Source organism: Paenibacillus lautus NBRC 15380 (assembly GCF_004000945.1).
GTDB classification, from domain to species: Bacteria; Bacillota; Bacilli; order Paenibacillales; family Paenibacillaceae; genus Paenibacillus_AQ; species Paenibacillus_AQ lautus.
The window spans coordinates 111,113-126,013 of sequence record NZ_BIMF01000012.1; the positions used below are offsets into that span (position 1 = coordinate 111,113).

Below are 14,901 nucleotides of genomic sequence, written 5' to 3' on the forward strand. Positions count from 1 at the left end.
TTTCCGCTAGCAGTATTCACTGCCCGGAAAGACGGCAATCACTATTTCGCTTGGCCAATCTAGTCGGCCCCCGCACCCACCGCCTCCGAATCGTATCTAAATATCGTCCCCAGCGTCGTTGATCCGGGGCCATACCGCTCATAAGCCTTGCCCGCTTCATCCACGGGGACCACATGCGAGATCAGCGGTTTGACCGAGATTCTCCCCTCAGCCAATAAACGGATATATTCCGCGATGTTGCGGCCTTCCGTCCAGCGCACAAAGCCGATCGGGTAATCCGTGTTGCGGAGTTCATAGCTTGCGTCGTACCGCCCCGGACCGCCGGCCCGCGATATGAGCACCTGCGCTTCCTTGCCAAACATCCGGTCCCGCGCGTACGTCATGGATAAATCGCCAACGATGACGATTTTCCCCTTATCCCGAATCCATGTCATCGACGCGTTGATGAGCTCTTCCCCGGGACCGCTTGCGCACAGGATGACGCTGTCGGCTCCATGCCCGCCCGTCATGATGCCAATCTGCTCCTCAAGCCGTTCCTGATTGTCATAGGCATAAGGAATATGCCGCTTCAATCCCTGAACCCGCTCCGGATTCAGATCAAATCCCGCAACGGGGCAAGCCGCCGCGTGAGCGATCTGGGCAATCATCTGGCCCAGGATGCCAAGCCCGACCACCACGGCCGATTCGCCGAAGCGCAGATCCGCAACCCGCAGGGCATGGATCGCAATCGCTCCCAGTCCCGCAAACGCGGCTTCCTGCGGGTCTACTCCATCCGGAACGATCGCCGTCAGGTTCGAAGGCACGGTAAGCCACTGGGCATGGCGCACGTAAGGTGCTCCATAGCAGGCCACCCGTTGACCGACGGCAAGTCCCTTCACGCCTTCTCCCAAGTCTTCGACGATCCCCACGGCGCTGTAACCCATAATGACTTTTTGATCCGAAGCCCTTCGTATAAAGATCATTTCCGTGCCCGGGCTGACCGCCGAGTATTCGGTACGAATCAGCACATGACCTGCCGGCAATTCGGCCGGCTTCTCAATTTGATCAACGATCACTTTTCCATGAATCGTGGCAACAGCCTTCAATATGAACCCTCCTGCTCCACCTTATTTTCCTGATGCTTTCCGATATTCGCTCGGCGATACGCCGCTATACTTCTTAAACGTTGTCGTAAATGTGGAAGAGTTCGAATACCCCGTTTTCTCTCCGATTTCGGCAATGCTGAGATCCGTGTTCCGGAGATATTCACGTGCGTGCGATAATCGGACCTTGTTCAAATACTCCACATAATTCACGCCGAATGTCTTCTTGAAATAATTCGAGAAATATTTGGAGCTTGTATCCAGCACCTCGGCCATATGGTCCAAATACAGATTCTCCATATAATGAAGTTCGATGTATTGCGAGATGAAGGCGGGATTCAGCTTGCTCCGCGGATCATGGTTCCGCGTGTTGGCCACAACGCGCATCACTTCCAACAGCGCCTTCTGAATCTCTTCATAGGTAAAGGCTTGATCAACCTTGCGGATGAAATCACTCTCCAGCAAAAACAGCTCGTTGCGGTCAACGGACGGCGAATCCGCCTGCTTCATGACCAGAAAGAACATGCTCTTCGCAATATGCACCATCTGATGATGGTGGATGTGAAGATCCGCATTCTGCTGAAAAATGTCACTCACGATCTGCAATCCTTCATCCACCTTGCCGCTCAGCATGCAGTTGCTCAGCTTCTCAATCTTCTGAAGCGGGTAATAAATATCCGGGACATAACGGATTTGCTCCGTATCGACCATATCCGTGTCCGCATTCACGTTTCGGTATAACCGACCATCCTTAATATTCCGGTATGCTTCGCAGCAGTTGCTGATCTTGGATTCATACGTCCGGCTTACGCAGCCCCACACCGTGAACATATCCGTATACTCCTGGTTGCACAGGCGGATATACTCTTCGAATTTCCGTACCAGCTGTTTGCGGTCCGACGGCTGATCCAAACCGATGAGCGCGAGGAACCTCAGCTCTTCGACATGATAAACCACCACATGTTCATAGCGTCCCTGCAGGCTGCTTCGGATCTGGGCCGTCAATTCCTCCAGGACAAAATCCACCTTCGATGCTCCCTTGCCGGCAGGCTGCAAATACACGGCCGCCATCATGAAATGCCGGCACTGGAAAAAATGCGTGTAATGCTTCTGCATCTGCATTTCCTGCTCGCGCGAATGGTGATGGCCGTCCAGCGTTTGCAGAAACACGCCGCGGCGAATATCTTCATCCACCAGGTCCATCTGCTTCTTCAGGGATTCATTCTCCCGTTGGACCTTGATGATGCCGCTCTGGATTTTTACAAAATCATTCCCTTTCAGCGAACTTCCCCCGAGCAGCTGCACGATGTTCTTCACGGGCCGGTACAGATAAATGCTGAGCAGCACCGACAGAATGACGTTCAACGCAATCGCGCCGTACATGATCCACGTATTGGCATTGGTAACGGAATCGATATTTTGAAACTTGTACGGCAGCTTGTTGATATATATAAAACCGTTATAGTCCGATTTGTAAAAATTGTACTCAAAATCGTCATGCGTGAGGGAGGCTTCCTGCGACGGGTTAAAGTATACGTCGTTTAGAATGCCTACCAGATCCAGATCCTTCTCGGTGCTCAAGATGACGTTCCGGTTCGCATCCAGCACGATGAGCGAGGCTCCCGGAATCATCGAATTCAGATCGATCCCTTTAAGCAATCGGTTCACGTTAATCAGGATCATCAGGTTTTTATTCGACATTCTGACCTTGTTGCCGTCCACGGCAATCATCAGATTTCGGCCGTACCCGCTGCTCTGATCCGCATAAACCTCCGCTGGAAAAATCGTGAGCTCGTGCTCCGATCGGGTAAACGTCTTCCAGAACATCGAGTTGAACTTCTGGGATTTGTACCGCCTGTCGAACAGAGCGTCCAAATTGCTGGTTCCGCGCGTCGTAATGGCCAGATCGTGATTGTCGAACGAGATGACCACATCCTCCACGATGTCCACATTGGAAACAATGCTGGTGAGGCTGTCCTGCAGGGAGATGACTTTCTCCATGTCAAGTTTGCCGTTATCCAGCTGCATCCGGTCCGAAGGAAGCGCATGAATATTAAAAACCAAATTGTTTACGGAGGAGAAACTGGTATCAAACGACTGAATAATGTTTCTGATCACCATCCGGTTGTTCTCGCTCACCTTGTCGTAAATTCCGGTAATGGAATTCTTGTACACGATGTAATTGAATATGAACATGATGCCGACGACCAGTTGCAGAGCGAAGAAAATCTGAAGCAAGCCTCTGTTGGCGATCAATCGATTCATACGGATTCACCTCTCTTGGATGTCATCCCTTCATATTCAACATGAAAGCCCCGGGCACCTTCCCGTCATCCCTTTTCGGAACCAAGCATAACCCCTTTAGCAAAATACTTCTGGGCAAACGGATAGATCAGCAGCACCGGAATCATCGACAGCACAATCGTCGCATTCTTCATGGCTTGCGGAGCGAGCGCCGACGCATCCACCAGACTCGGGTTGCTTCCGTTCTCGCTGAAAATCAGCATATCCCGAAGCACGACCTGGAGCGGATACATATTCGCATCGTTCAGATAAATCAGCGGGATAAAGAAGCTGTTCCAATGGCCCATGAAGTAAAACAGGCCGATCGAGGCCAGCGCCGGTTTGGACAGCGGAAGCACGATCTGGAACAGGATGCGGTACTCGGAAGCGCCGTCGACAACGGCCGCCTCGCGCAGGGATTCCGACATATTCTCGTAAAAGCTTTTGAGGATTAACAGCTCAAAGGTCCAGATCGCATTCGGAAGCACGAGTGCCCATACGCTGTCCAGCAGGCCAAGCTCGGATACGATCAGGTAGTTCGGAATGATCCCCGGATTCAGGAACATGGTCATGATGATCGCCAGCAGGAAAAACTTGCGCCCGAAAAAATTTTTGCGTGCGAGCGGATATGCCGCTACTGCCGTAAGCAGCAGGTTAATGACCGTACCGAGCGCGGTATAAAAAATCGTGTTCAGGTAGGCGCGCGGCACCCGGTCATCGTTCAGCACCTGGGCATAGGCGTCCAGATTAAAACCCTTGGGAAACAAGGTGATATTCCCCTGCACCACTTCGGAAGTCGCGCTGAGGGAAACGGCGGTGATATATACGACGGGATACACGGTAATAATGGCAAGGCATGTCAGAATCAGCGTGTTGATGATGCCGAATAACGAGATATTCCGAAGGCTGAATCGTTTGTTGTTTACCATAGTCCGCTACCTCCCAATCTCTTGCTGAAGTAGTTGGAGGACAGCAGCAATATCATGGCGACAACGGCTTCGAACAAGCCCACGGCTGCGCCATAGCTATAATTGCTCTCCAGAAGACCTTTCCGGTAGACATAAGTCGAGAATACGTCCGCTACCTCGTAGGTCATCGGATTATAAAGCAGCAGTACCTTCTCGTATCCGATCCGAAGCATCGACCCCGTCTTCAAAACAAACATGATAATAATCGTTGGAAGAATGGCAGGAATCGTGATTCTGAAGATCATGTGACGCCTTTTGGCACCATCCACCTTGGCCGCTTCGTAAAGCGACGGGCTGATCCCGGCGATCGCAGCCATATAGATGATGGCCTCATAACCGACGGTTGCCCAGATATCCGATGAAACATAGATGGTTCTAAACCAGCTCGGTTCAATGAGAAAATACGTCTTTTCAAAACCTAACGCCGCGATGAGCTGGTTAATGATCCCCTGATTGGGCGACAGGAAGTCGATAATCATGCTGCTTATAATGACCACCGACAGGAACGAAGGGAGATAGCTGAGCGTTTGAACCGACTTTTTGAACCATTTCACTCTGACCTCGTTGAGGAGAATCGCCAGAATGATGGGAAAAGGAAAGCCGAAAATCAGATTATATACGCCGAGAAGCAGCGTATTCTTGAACAACAGCCAGAAATCGGGACTGCTGAAAAATTTCTCGAAATGCTTGAACCCCACCCAGTCGCTCTCCATGATGCCGGTAAATACGCTGTAGTCCTTGAAGGCAATGATTAAGCCGTACAGGGGCCCGTAACGAAAAATAACGTAAAACAACAGGCACGGGATAAACAGAATCAACAGCTGTCTATCCCGCTTCATATGCTGAAAGGCCGAAACCATTCTTCTCCCAAGCCCGCCGCGGGGGTTGGCCAGTTTTGTCTCTGTCCCTGCACTTGACATGGTGTTCCCTCCTTAAGATGATGAGCAGCACCCGGGCATGGTACCCGGATGCCGCCATCACTCCTATTTCTTCTGCAGATTATTTCGTAGCTTCATCCAATCTCTTCTGGGCTGCGTTGAAAATATCGACGATCTGCTTGGCTCCCTGCTTCTCAGCCTGAGCCTGCCATTGCTGCCATTCGGCATCACCGTAATTTTTGTTCAGAATGTATTTCGCGTTAAATTCATCCGCCAGTTTCTTCAGTGAGGTTTGGATTTCCGCAATCGTTGCGGTTTCGTCATCCGTAAAATTCACGACCGGATCCAGCGGCTCGAATTTATTGCCGTTCAGGAGCTTATCCTGAGCCTCCTGTTCCTTTTCCGTATAATTGAAGTACACGCTGCGCTTATCGGAATTGACATATAAACCTTGCAGCCACAGGCCGTAACGGTCCTCCAGCACGCTGATATCCACCAGCGGCACGTCAGTCAGCTCCGGATAGACGGCCTTATCCCCTTCCATCTTGAACGTCTCGCCTTCTACGCCCATCGTCACCAGCGTGGCGCCGGACGGGCTCGTCAGGTAATCGAGCAGCTTCAGGGAAGCTTCCTTGTTGTCGTTGTTCGCTACCGCGATGCTGAAGCCGTTCGTAATGCTCTCGATCGTCTTGCCGTTGCCGGTCGGTCCAACCGGATTGCCGTATCGCAGATCATAGTTCGAATTTTGATCCTTGACCTGGTTGTAGAACAGGTCCAAACGTCCGATCCAGTCATAGGTCACAAAGGATTTATTGCCTGACGTCATTTTCGCCGTCCAGGAATCGTCGGTGTCCGTCATGAATTCCGGATCAAGGAGTCCCTCGTTGTACAGCTTCTTCATGAAATCCAGCATTTCTTTATGCTCGGGCTGTATGGTAGCGTACTTCCATACCTTGGCCGTCTCGTCGTAATACGTCGGATAGTTGGCTCCGCCGATTCCCCAGCCGAAGGCCCAATCGCGGAAAATGTGCTCCTTCGTCTTGGAAGCGTAAGGATAGGAGTCCGGATAAGCTTCTTTCAATTTTTTGAGAGCCTGATAGAATTCGTCGGTATTTGTCCATTCCTTGATGCCGAGCTCGTCGAAAATATCTTTACGGTACAGGAAGCCGTGGTTGACGTCACGGTTGATGTTTGCAACGGGCCAGGTATAGATGTTTCCGGATTCGTCTCCGTAGGACGGAATGACCCACGGATTCTCATCGACATACATCTTTTTGAAGTTCGGCAGCATGTCGAGATATTCGTTGATGGCAACGACCGCCTTCTGCTTGCCGATCTTCTTCAGCTCCGGAGGCGTCAGCCCGTGGATAATATCCGGGAGCTTGCCGGAGGCAACGGTTACTTTCAGTTTGTCTTGAAACGTAGCCGAAGAATAGGCTTGGAAATTCACTTTGATTCCGGTTCGCTTCTCAATCTCCTTGGCAAGCAAGGAATCGTTCAGGTCGGTTTTCTCGCTGACGACCATCCAATTGATTGTTGTCGGTTTATCGACCAATGGAAGCGCGAGACCTCCAGTATCCCCATATTGATTCGGATCTGCCGGTGCCGTTGGAGGTGGCGCTGTGTCTCCGCCCTTCTCGGGAGCTGCCCCTTTATCTCCTCCGCTGCATGCGGCCAAGATCGAAATGATTAGTGTGAACACGAGTGCCATACGAAACCACTTTCTTGTCATGTGCGTTCCTCCTCTAAATCCATCATTTGATTGTGGCTGACTGAATCTGTGCGATCGCTACTCTACCCCCGTCATTTCTTCTCATCTGTGTGTCTTTGCTTACTCATACGGTCCTCGTTACAAATGCAAGATGCTTCCTATCATTCCTCCTTGTTGACGAAGATCCCTAGCTGAGCGCAGGGAATATTCTAAAATGATCAGGTATCCGATACCGATCGTCCGGCACGGAATTTTCTACCCATCCACATCATAAAAACGCTTCCACGATTCGTAAAGAAGCGTATTTCGGCGAGATGCTGTTTTTTCTCGTCCAAGCGGATAAAATGCCGAAAACCCGCATAGTATCAGGCTTTTTAGGCATGTGGAAATTGCTAAAGCGGTAGAAATAGATAAAAAAAATAGAGGGGTTTCATCACGAAATCCCTCACGGAGCATGTTAAATTTCTTCTCTTCCTCATCGTACCTTAAAGAAGCAAAACGTCTTAGGCGTTATAGGAAAATGGGTGTGAAATCAATCACCGGTTTCGTCTTTCTTGGCTTTGGCACCCTTTTCCCTTAATTTCTTGCCTTCCTTGCCGTACAGATCCTTCAGGATCTTTTTGCCGGTCGGCGTCTGCGCAAGTCCGCCCTTCGCCGTTTCCCTATGCTTGGACGGCATGGCCGTGCCGACTTCCAGCATCACGTCAATCACTTCATCCGATGGAATGACGCTGCGCACGCCGGCAAGCGCCATATCCGATGCCGCCAGCGCCGTCACCGCGCCGAAGCCGTTGCGCACGATGCAAGGAATCTCGACAAGCCCTCCAACCGGGTCACAGATAAGTCCCAAGGAATTCTTGAGCGCGAGCCCCACGGCATGAACAGCCTGCTCCGGCGTGCCGCCCCGCAGCTCCGTCAATGCGCCTGCCGCCATACCGATAGCTGAGCCAACTTCAGCCTGACAGCCGCCCTCCGCGCCGGAAATAAACGAATTGTTGGCAATGACGTAGCCGATCGCGCCAGCGCTGAACAGCCCCATCACCAAATGCTCGTCTTCCCAGCCGAAGCGTTCCTGGGTGCTGACGAACACCCCGGGAATAATGCCGCAAGAGCCCGCTGTCGGCGTAGCCACGATGCGCCCCATGGAGGCATTCACCTCGGACACGGACAGGGCGTAGGCCAGCGCCGTGCAAGCGTCGGTACCGAGCGCGGGTACCCCGCTGCTCATATATTGATGGACACGCACGGCATCGCCGCCGGTCAGGCCGCTTTTGGAAGGGACGGGTTCATGGATCCCCCGGTGCACCGCTTCCTTCATGATGCCGTAGTAATCCCCCATTTGCTTGAACGTTTCGTCCCGGCTTTTTCCCGTTTCCTTGATCTGTTCATTCAGCATCAGCTGGCCGATCGTAACCTGATCCTCCCGGCAGCATGCGATGATCTGCTCCAGCGTAGAAAACTTCATGACTGCGCCTCCTCTACTGTCAAATCCGCAACGACGACGCGGTGCACGCTCGGCAGTCCTTCGATATGCTTCATCAGCTCGGCCGGAACCGCTTCGTCCGACTCCACCACCGTCATGGCATCGCCGCCCCTTCCCTTGCGGTCCACGTCCATATAGGCAATGTTGACGCCGCCGGCCTCCAGGAGCCGGGTGATATGCGCGACCATGCCCGGCGTATCGTCATGAAAGACCAGCAGCACCGGATAATTCATCGTAAACTTGACGTCAAAGCCGTTCACGCGCAGCATTTCCACGCTGCCTCCGCCAATGGAAGCGCCTGCAATGACATCGGTATGATCACCGTCCGTCAGCCTCAGCTCCACGGTATTCGGGTGAAAGGCCACATTCTGTGCCGTCTTGAAGGTAAGTTCAATGCCTGCCGCTTCGGCAAGCTCGATCGAATTCCGGATGCGCATATCGTCCGTGGCAAAATCAAGCAGTCCGCCCACGACAGCCAGATCGGTGCCGTGGCCGCGGTAGGTTTCGGCAAAGGATCCATAGAATACAATTTCCGCCTGATCGGGGAATGCTCCAAATATGCGCCGCGCAGCTCTTCCGATCCGCACGGCCCCAGCGGTATGAGAGCTGGACGGCCCCACCATGCTGGGCCCAATAATAGAAAACACATCTTTAAACCGCATGCGCGATTCCCCACTTTCGACTATTCTGCACTCATTGTATCAGTCCGCCAGCCAACTTTCCAAGTGCTCCCGAATAAAATCGTCATCGTTCAGATGCGGATAGTCTCTGTAGACTCTGTCAATCTCTTCCGATTGGCCGGGAGACAGCGTTTCATGCGGATTCAGGCACCATGTGCCTTGCAGCAGCCCCTGCCTGCGGAGCACCTCATGGATGCCCGGAATGCAGCCTGCAAACTGATGGGCGGGATCAAAAAAGGCTGCATTGGAGTCGGTAATCTCCACATTGCGTGTCAGCCATTCCTTCGCGAATTGATCCTGTGTGCGCGCCTCCTTGATCTCTTCCAGCAGCTCCACCGCCTTCTTGGTCCAGACCGCCCAATGACCGAGCAGACCCCCGACGATTGGCTTGGCGACCAACGTTCCGTCCACTTGGAATTGATACGTCGTCAGCAAATCATTAACGATGTTATCATCGTTCCCCGTATAGAGCGCAATGTCATCTCTCCGGCTCGAATAACAGACCGCACGAACGACGTCAATCGTCTGGTAGCGGTTGAAGGGAGCCATCTTGATCGCAACGATATTCGGAATTTCGGCGAAGGACCGCCAGAAGTCAAAGGAGAAGATTTTGCCGCCAACCGATGGCTGGAGATAAAAACCGATCACCGGCATCCTCTTCGCAATCTCCTCCGTGCGCTTCAGAATATCCTCTTCGCTCCAGCCGCTTAACCCGCCCATGCTGAGCAGGACGGCATCGTAACCGAGCTTGCGAGCGATCTCCGTTTCCTCCACGGCTTGCTCCGTGGGGCCGCACACGCCGGCCACCATCATGAAGGGCCGGTCAAGCTCTGCCTTGCGGACCTCTTCCGCCGCGAGCCGCAGCACGGGTTCATACAAGTCAATGCCTTTGTCGCGGATCTCGAATTGGGTCGAATGAACGCCGACCGCCACACCGCCCGCACCGGATGCCGCATAATAGCGGGTTAATGCCCGCTGGCGGCGTTCATCCAGCTTCCGGTTCTCGTCCAAAGCCAGCGGGTGCGCCGGAATGACGAGCCCTTCATGAAGGGCTTTAAGCTTCTCGGAGGCCAAATGCTGAGTTGCAGGAACCTGTCCGCTCATTAGAATTTCCCCTTTCTCTCTTGGAAGTGAGTCGGCTTATTCCAGCTCTCGCCGCCGGATTGCACCCATGCTGCGGTCCAGTCCAGCATCTGCAGCAGAGACACCTTCGGATAACCGAACAGCTGGTGGGATTTCGCAGCATTGTTCAGGAGTGCGGTCTCGGATTCCGTACCCGTAAAGGTCACTTCCTTGCCCATCCGTGCCGCCAATTCCTGTGCCGCCCAGCGAATCGACATCGTCTCCGGTCCGGTGATGTTGATGATTTCGGGAGGCGAGCTGCAATGCAGGAGCGAACGGAGCGCCATCTCGTTGGCATCCCCTTGCCATATAATATTCGCATGCCCCATCGCCAGGTGAATCGGCCGGTCCTCGTGGATCGATCTGGCGAGCTCATGCAGAACGCCGTACCGCATATCAATGGCGTAATTCAGACGGTAAATCGCCATCGGCGTACCATTCTGGTGGGAGAAGTACTCAAAGACGCGCTCTCTGCCAAGACAGGACTGCGCATACTCTCCAACCGGCTCCGGCGCTACGGATTCGTTGACTCCGCCGCTGCCCACTGGTGAGAACGGATACACATTCCCCGACGAGAACACCACCATTCGAGATTGCTTGAATTTCTCGGCCACCCGGCCTGGCAAATACGAGTTCATTGCCCAAGTAAAATATTCGCGACCAGTCGTGCCGAATTTATTGCCCGCCATGTAGATCACGTTCGGAGCCTCGGGCAGCTGCTGCAGTTCAACATCGTTCAGCAGGTCGCACGAAATCGTCTGGACGCCCGCCTCCTCCAGCTCGCGTCTGGCCTCCTGGTTCGAGAAACGGGATACGCCGATGATCCGTTTGCCGCCACCGCCTTCGCGTACGGCGTTAGCAGCCAGCCTTGCAAGGCTCGGACCCATTTTCCCCCCAACACCCAGGACAAGGATATCCCCCTCCAAAGACGCCAGATCGGCTACAAGCTGTGCTGAAGGCTCAGCCAGCTTCGCTTCTAATTCTGCAACGGTTAACATAAACAATCTCCTCCTCCGATTGATGATTCATCTTCATCATACGGCTCCGCTTGATATAAAGACAAATCTTTAAATCGTCTTTAAATAGATAGAGATGCACTACTCCGTTTCGGCGGCTCACCAGCGGGAAATGGGGATTTTACCAGGGCCTTTGCGATAGACTCATAATTCATCATGACCACACAGAAAAAAAGCCCCCTGGTCTCAGGGAGCAAACGAAACGTTCAGCACGATATATCGAAGCACAAAGAAGGCAGCGATAAAGGAGGCAGCCAGCCCCAGCATCGTGAAAATGACGATTTTCTCAAACCGAGTAAATTTGACCTTCGTTTTATTCATCACGATCACCTCGGATTCCATTATAGTACATATCTGATATCCTATTCCAGAAAGGTGAATCTGAAGATTTGCCTTGGCCTTCCTCTGGATTTTCTGCCGTTTCGAATCTGTTCCTGCCGTTATTCGTCTTTCAATCGTTTTTCCTCGTTCTCATGGCCTTCCACGCGCCCTTGCTCAGATGTCGGCCCGTTATTGAGCAGCTTTCGTATTCGGGCTGCCTCTTCCCTTTTCCGCTGACCCGATTTTCGCGCCAGCCATAGGATGATCAGAACGAAGGCCGCGATGACCAATACGGGAAGCGAGCCTGAAAGGATGACGATAATCCATTGGACGATGATGGTGATCACGTCGATGCTGCCCTGAAAAGCTTCGGAAACCCGCTGCCCGAGCGGCGCCTGAATGGCGGACGGTTTGGGATCATCCTTTTTTGGGGGCGTCTCGTAAAGCCGGATTTCCACCGTGGAGTAAGACACGTTTTGGTCAATGTAACGCATCCGGCCTTTCATCTGCTCGATTTCCGATTGAATACGCTCCAGCTCGTTGGCAAAAGCGACAAGGTCAGTCGTTTTGGTCGCTTTTTTCATGAAGGCGACGTACTGCTCCTCCATGATTTGCTTGGCCTTGAGCCTGGATTCCAAATCGACGTATTCCTCGGTCACGTCCTGCCCTTCGATGCTTCGCTGCAGGTTTTCATGCGCAATGTTCTCCAAACGGTCTATAAAGGAGGAGAAACCGTTTGCAGGAACTTTCACAATAAACGTGCCGCCTTTTTCGCTGCTGGACTGGGTTTCGCTGAAATTAACGATATAACCGCCGGAGAGCGTCACCGAGTTCCGGACTTCCGACTGCGCTTTTCCATAGTCCTGAATCTCCATCACGATATTCGCTTTGTACATCAGCTTTTGGTTGAGACCGCTTGACAAATCCTGCGAGTTAAACCCTGCGCCGGAAGTCTGGGCAGGCGATGGCATATTCGGAAGCTCGGCAACCACCGATGCCGGCTCCTCGGCGCTGTTCTTGCTCGTAACCGCCGTATCGCTTTCGGCTTCCGCCGCACCTCCATCTGTTTTGTTTGAGGCTTGATCCGTCGATGTTGCTTGCGGTTCGACGGGCGCGGCACCTCCGGCGCTTTTGTCTTGAGAACCCGAAGAGCAGCCGCTGACCAGCAATACGGTAAGCATCAACGCAGCGATCCATGAACCCCGCTTTCTCATACTTTAACCCCCTTAAAGATGGATTCTTCCATTTTATCTACTAACGGTTCCATCATATGGAAGGTTGCGGTCGCGCTAAAAAAATTATTAAAGCGGGGCCATTACTTCGAGAAACCCTTGCCCGCTCCATGCATCGCTTCGCCGTATACGGTAAGTACGAAGGTCATTGTCAATGCACACCGGGATGTTCAAACTGGCCTGCAGCTTTTCCGGAACTCTCCCGGCAGATAGCCTGTCATTTTGCAACTTCGTTTCCGAACAGTCGGCATCAAGCGATAGAGGAGGGAAATCATGAAGCTGGAGTTTATCGCGACGAATTAACGGACACTATATTGGCCGACCTGGACCGTATTCGACATGTCGATATGGCACCAGCGCGCCTTTTTCGTTCAAAAAACGGCGCAGGAAAAGCGCCTCCTCCGTCGCATAACGGAAGAGGCGCCCGTTCCCAAAGCAATTTCGCAGCGCTACTCCAAAAACGTAAATCTGAAGATTTGCCTTGGCCTTCCTCTGGGCACCTTTTCGATTCCAGCAATCTCGACCAGATCATTGTCGGTCCACAGCTGGAGCAGCCGATGTGCACTGCGGACGGTAATGTCCAGCAGGTGAGCTAGCTCATGGACCTTGTATTCATATTTACCCGAACGGGCACGCTGGTTCAGCAGCTTGCTTAAATAGGCGCTCGTCATTCCGGCGTCCTCTGCCCGCTTGATCAGCTCTGCATCCGTAAAAGACAGCACCTCCTGCACAGGGTCTGCCATCTCCAGCGGTCCTATCAGCGTTCCATCCTCGCGGACAATAAAACAGGCGTTGCCGCCAACCTCCTTTGATTTCCGCATCGCAATGCGAGCATTGGTTCCCGCCATGCTCGCCGATTGGCCGAAACCCATGCCGATACTGAGCGAGATACCATAGGTTTTGTTCACGTCTTTGGCCAAGGGAATCGTTTTGTAGCCGCCGGTTTCCCGTTCAAAGATGCCGCGCGTCGTGAAGAACAGATACTCGTCCCCGCCCAGATGGGTCAAATAGCCGTCCAGCGATTCCACATAATCGAGCACCATCCGGTGAATATCCAGCTTCAGCTTCTGCACCTCGTGCTCATTATTCCGTCTTAACGCCTGGGTTCCAAAATCATCTATATTGATCATCCCGACCACGATCTGACCTTCCCTGCTCCGGCGGGATGCCGTGGACAGCAAAGCCCGCTCCAGCGATACCACGATATCCTGATCGGAAGGCAGCAGCCACTCATTAGGGACCCCAAGCCTCGTCAGCTCATGGGCCACCGATTCCACGCCCGTGAACGCAACGGAGCACCCGCCGGATTCATAGTGAAGACGGTGAAAATCAATCAGCTTCCCCTTCGGGGCATAAGCCGGTCCATCGTAAATAACAGCTTGTACAGCCGGGATACCCAGATCCCTTATCGTCCGGACCACCATCGTCTCGGTTAAAGTATCCACCGATATGCCGCCACCCAGTCTTCCCCGCTGCCCGGCATGGAACAGCGCTTTATATAAACCCGCGTCCGTGACGGGGACATAATGCACAGGGATGAAGACCTGTCCAAGCTCCTTCACCTTGCGCTGAGACAGCGGATCCGAGAGGAACAACACCTCAACCTCGCCTCCGATCCGCTTAGCCAGTGCCGGCGCTTCGTCATCATCCTGAAAAACAAGCGGCACGGGGTCAAAGGAAGGAAAGGTTTCAATAACCTTCATGATTTTATCAACGATCGTCTGGGTTCCGATAATACCGATACGAATTTGCTGGACAGGAAGTTGCCTCCGCTCTACCATGTTTCCTTCACTCCCATCTTTCCCATTGCCGAGAAGCCGCTTATCGGCAAGCCGGCACGGATACCTAAATCATACCCGCTACCGAAGATTTGGCAAGTGAAACGCAGTCTACCTGCATAAATGAATGCGCCCGGCGTACTGCCCGAGCGTTGACCTGGTGTCTCATGCGACAACCATCATGACACCGCGAGCCAGAACAAACACATACCCAAAAGCAACAAAAAAGAGCCATTACGGCTCTTTAATAGGCTTTCTTTCCTGGATTATATAACGAATCCATAAATCATGACACTGCGCGGTCCGGGGCATGCTTGGGTGCTGTCGACCGTATGCCGATTATTCAC

The 14,901-nt window shown here is 52.8% G+C and carries 12 protein-coding genes; all 12 read right to left on the reverse strand.

Annotated elements, in window-relative coordinates; all coding sequences use genetic code 11:
- Positions 1-59 precede the first annotated feature (59 nt).
- Positions 60-1,085 (reverse strand): zinc-dependent alcohol dehydrogenase, encoded by a 1,026-nt coding sequence (locus tag PLA01S_RS20320; protein WP_127593773.1) that lies wholly within the window; start codon positions 1,083-1,085, stop codon positions 60-62.
- Between the two features lie 21 nt (positions 1,086-1,106).
- Positions 1,107-3,347 (reverse strand): helix-turn-helix domain-containing protein, encoded by a 2,241-nt coding sequence (locus PLA01S_RS20325; RefSeq protein WP_127593774.1) that lies wholly within the window; start codon positions 3,345-3,347, stop codon positions 1,107-1,109.
- A gap of 65 nt (positions 3,348-3,412) precedes the next feature.
- Positions 3,413-4,294, reverse strand: a complete 882-nt coding sequence (locus tag PLA01S_RS20330) for a carbohydrate ABC transporter permease (protein ID WP_127593775.1) — start codon at positions 4,292-4,294, stop codon at positions 3,413-3,415.
- Positions 4,288-5,253 (reverse strand): ABC transporter permease, encoded by a 966-nt coding sequence (locus PLA01S_RS20335; protein WP_127593776.1) that lies wholly within the window; start codon positions 5,251-5,253, stop codon positions 4,288-4,290. Before PLA01S_RS20335 ends, PLA01S_RS20330 begins: the two co-directional genes overlap by 7 nt.
- Before the next feature lie 79 nt (positions 5,254-5,332).
- Positions 5,333-6,943 carry an ABC transporter substrate-binding protein gene (locus PLA01S_RS20340; RefSeq protein WP_127593777.1) on the reverse strand — a complete coding sequence of 537 codons (1,611 nt, stop codon included), beginning with the start codon at positions 6,941-6,943 and terminating at the stop codon, positions 5,333-5,335.
- Positions 6,944-7,454: 511 nt separating this feature from the next.
- Entirely contained in the window at positions 7,455-8,387 is a 933-nt protein-coding gene (sdaAA, locus tag PLA01S_RS20345) for an L-serine ammonia-lyase, iron-sulfur-dependent, subunit alpha (protein WP_127593778.1), read from the reverse strand.
- Entirely contained in the window at positions 8,384-9,067 is a 684-nt protein-coding gene (gene sdaAB, locus PLA01S_RS20350; RefSeq protein WP_100539909.1) for an L-serine ammonia-lyase, iron-sulfur-dependent subunit beta, read from the reverse strand. Before sdaAB ends, sdaAA begins: the two co-directional genes overlap by 4 nt.
- Before the next feature lie 39 nt (positions 9,068-9,106).
- On the reverse strand, positions 9,107-10,189 hold the full coding sequence (locus PLA01S_RS20355) for a dihydrodipicolinate synthase family protein (RefSeq protein ID WP_127593779.1): 1,083 nt from the start codon (positions 10,187-10,189) through the stop codon (positions 9,107-9,109).
- Entirely contained in the window at positions 10,189-11,205 is a 1,017-nt protein-coding gene (locus PLA01S_RS20360) for an NAD-dependent epimerase/dehydratase family protein (protein WP_100539907.1), read from the reverse strand. The genes PLA01S_RS20355 and PLA01S_RS20360 overlap by 1 nt, the downstream gene beginning before the upstream one ends.
- 204 nt (positions 11,206-11,409) lie before the next feature.
- A complete protein-coding gene (locus PLA01S_RS32870; RefSeq protein ID WP_272868163.1) occupies positions 11,410-11,544 on the reverse strand; it encodes a hypothetical protein in 135 nt (44 codons plus the stop codon).
- A 119-nt stretch (positions 11,545-11,663) separates the two neighbouring features.
- The gene (locus tag PLA01S_RS20365; RefSeq protein WP_127593780.1) at positions 11,664-12,758 is read right to left on the reverse strand and encodes a DUF4349 domain-containing protein; all 1,095 of its coding nucleotides are present in this window, start codon (positions 12,756-12,758) and stop codon (positions 11,664-11,666) included.
- A 467-nt stretch (positions 12,759-13,225) separates the two neighbouring features.
- Complete coding sequence (locus tag PLA01S_RS20370; RefSeq protein WP_127593781.1) at positions 13,226-14,557, reverse strand: hypothetical protein; 1,332 nt, start codon at positions 14,555-14,557, stop codon at positions 13,226-13,228.
- Positions 14,558-14,901 lie beyond the last annotated feature (344 nt).

Excerpts from the sequence above, each read along its gene's own strand:
- PLA01S_RS20325 (WP_127593774.1), bottom strand. The coding sequence starts at position 3,347 with ATGAATCGATTGATCGCCAACAGAGGCTTGCTTCAGATTTTCTTCGCT.
- PLA01S_RS20330 (WP_127593775.1), bottom strand. The coding sequence starts at position 4,294 with ATGGTAAACAACAAACGATTCAGCCTTCGGAATATCTCGTTATTCGGC.
- PLA01S_RS20335 (WP_127593776.1), bottom strand. The coding sequence starts at position 5,253 with ATGTCAAGTGCAGGGACAGAGACAAAACTGGCCAACCCCCGCGGCGGG.
- PLA01S_RS20340 (WP_127593777.1), bottom strand. The coding sequence starts at position 6,943 with ATGACAAGAAAGTGGTTTCGTATGGCACTCGTGTTCACACTAATCATT.
- sdaAA (WP_127593778.1), bottom strand. The coding sequence starts at position 8,387 with ATGAAGTTTTCTACGCTGGAGCAGATCATCGCATGCTGCCGGGAGGAT.
- sdaAB (WP_100539909.1), bottom strand. The coding sequence starts at position 9,067 with ATGCGGTTTAAAGATGTGTTTTCTATTATTGGGCCCAGCATGGTGGGG.
- PLA01S_RS20355 (WP_127593779.1), bottom strand. The coding sequence starts at position 10,189 with ATGAGCGGACAGGTTCCTGCAACTCAGCATTTGGCCTCCGAGAAGCTT.
- PLA01S_RS20360 (WP_100539907.1), bottom strand. The coding sequence starts at position 11,205 with ATGTTAACCGTTGCAGAATTAGAAGCGAAGCTGGCTGAGCCTTCAGCA.
- PLA01S_RS32870 (WP_272868163.1), bottom strand. The coding sequence starts at position 11,544 with ATGAATAAAACGAAGGTCAAATTTACTCGGTTTGAGAAAATCGTCATT.
- PLA01S_RS20365 (WP_127593780.1), bottom strand. The coding sequence starts at position 12,758 with ATGAGAAAGCGGGGTTCATGGATCGCTGCGTTGATGCTTACCGTATTG.
- PLA01S_RS20370 (WP_127593781.1), bottom strand. The coding sequence starts at position 14,557 with ATGGTAGAGCGGAGGCAACTTCCTGTCCAGCAAATTCGTATCGGTATT.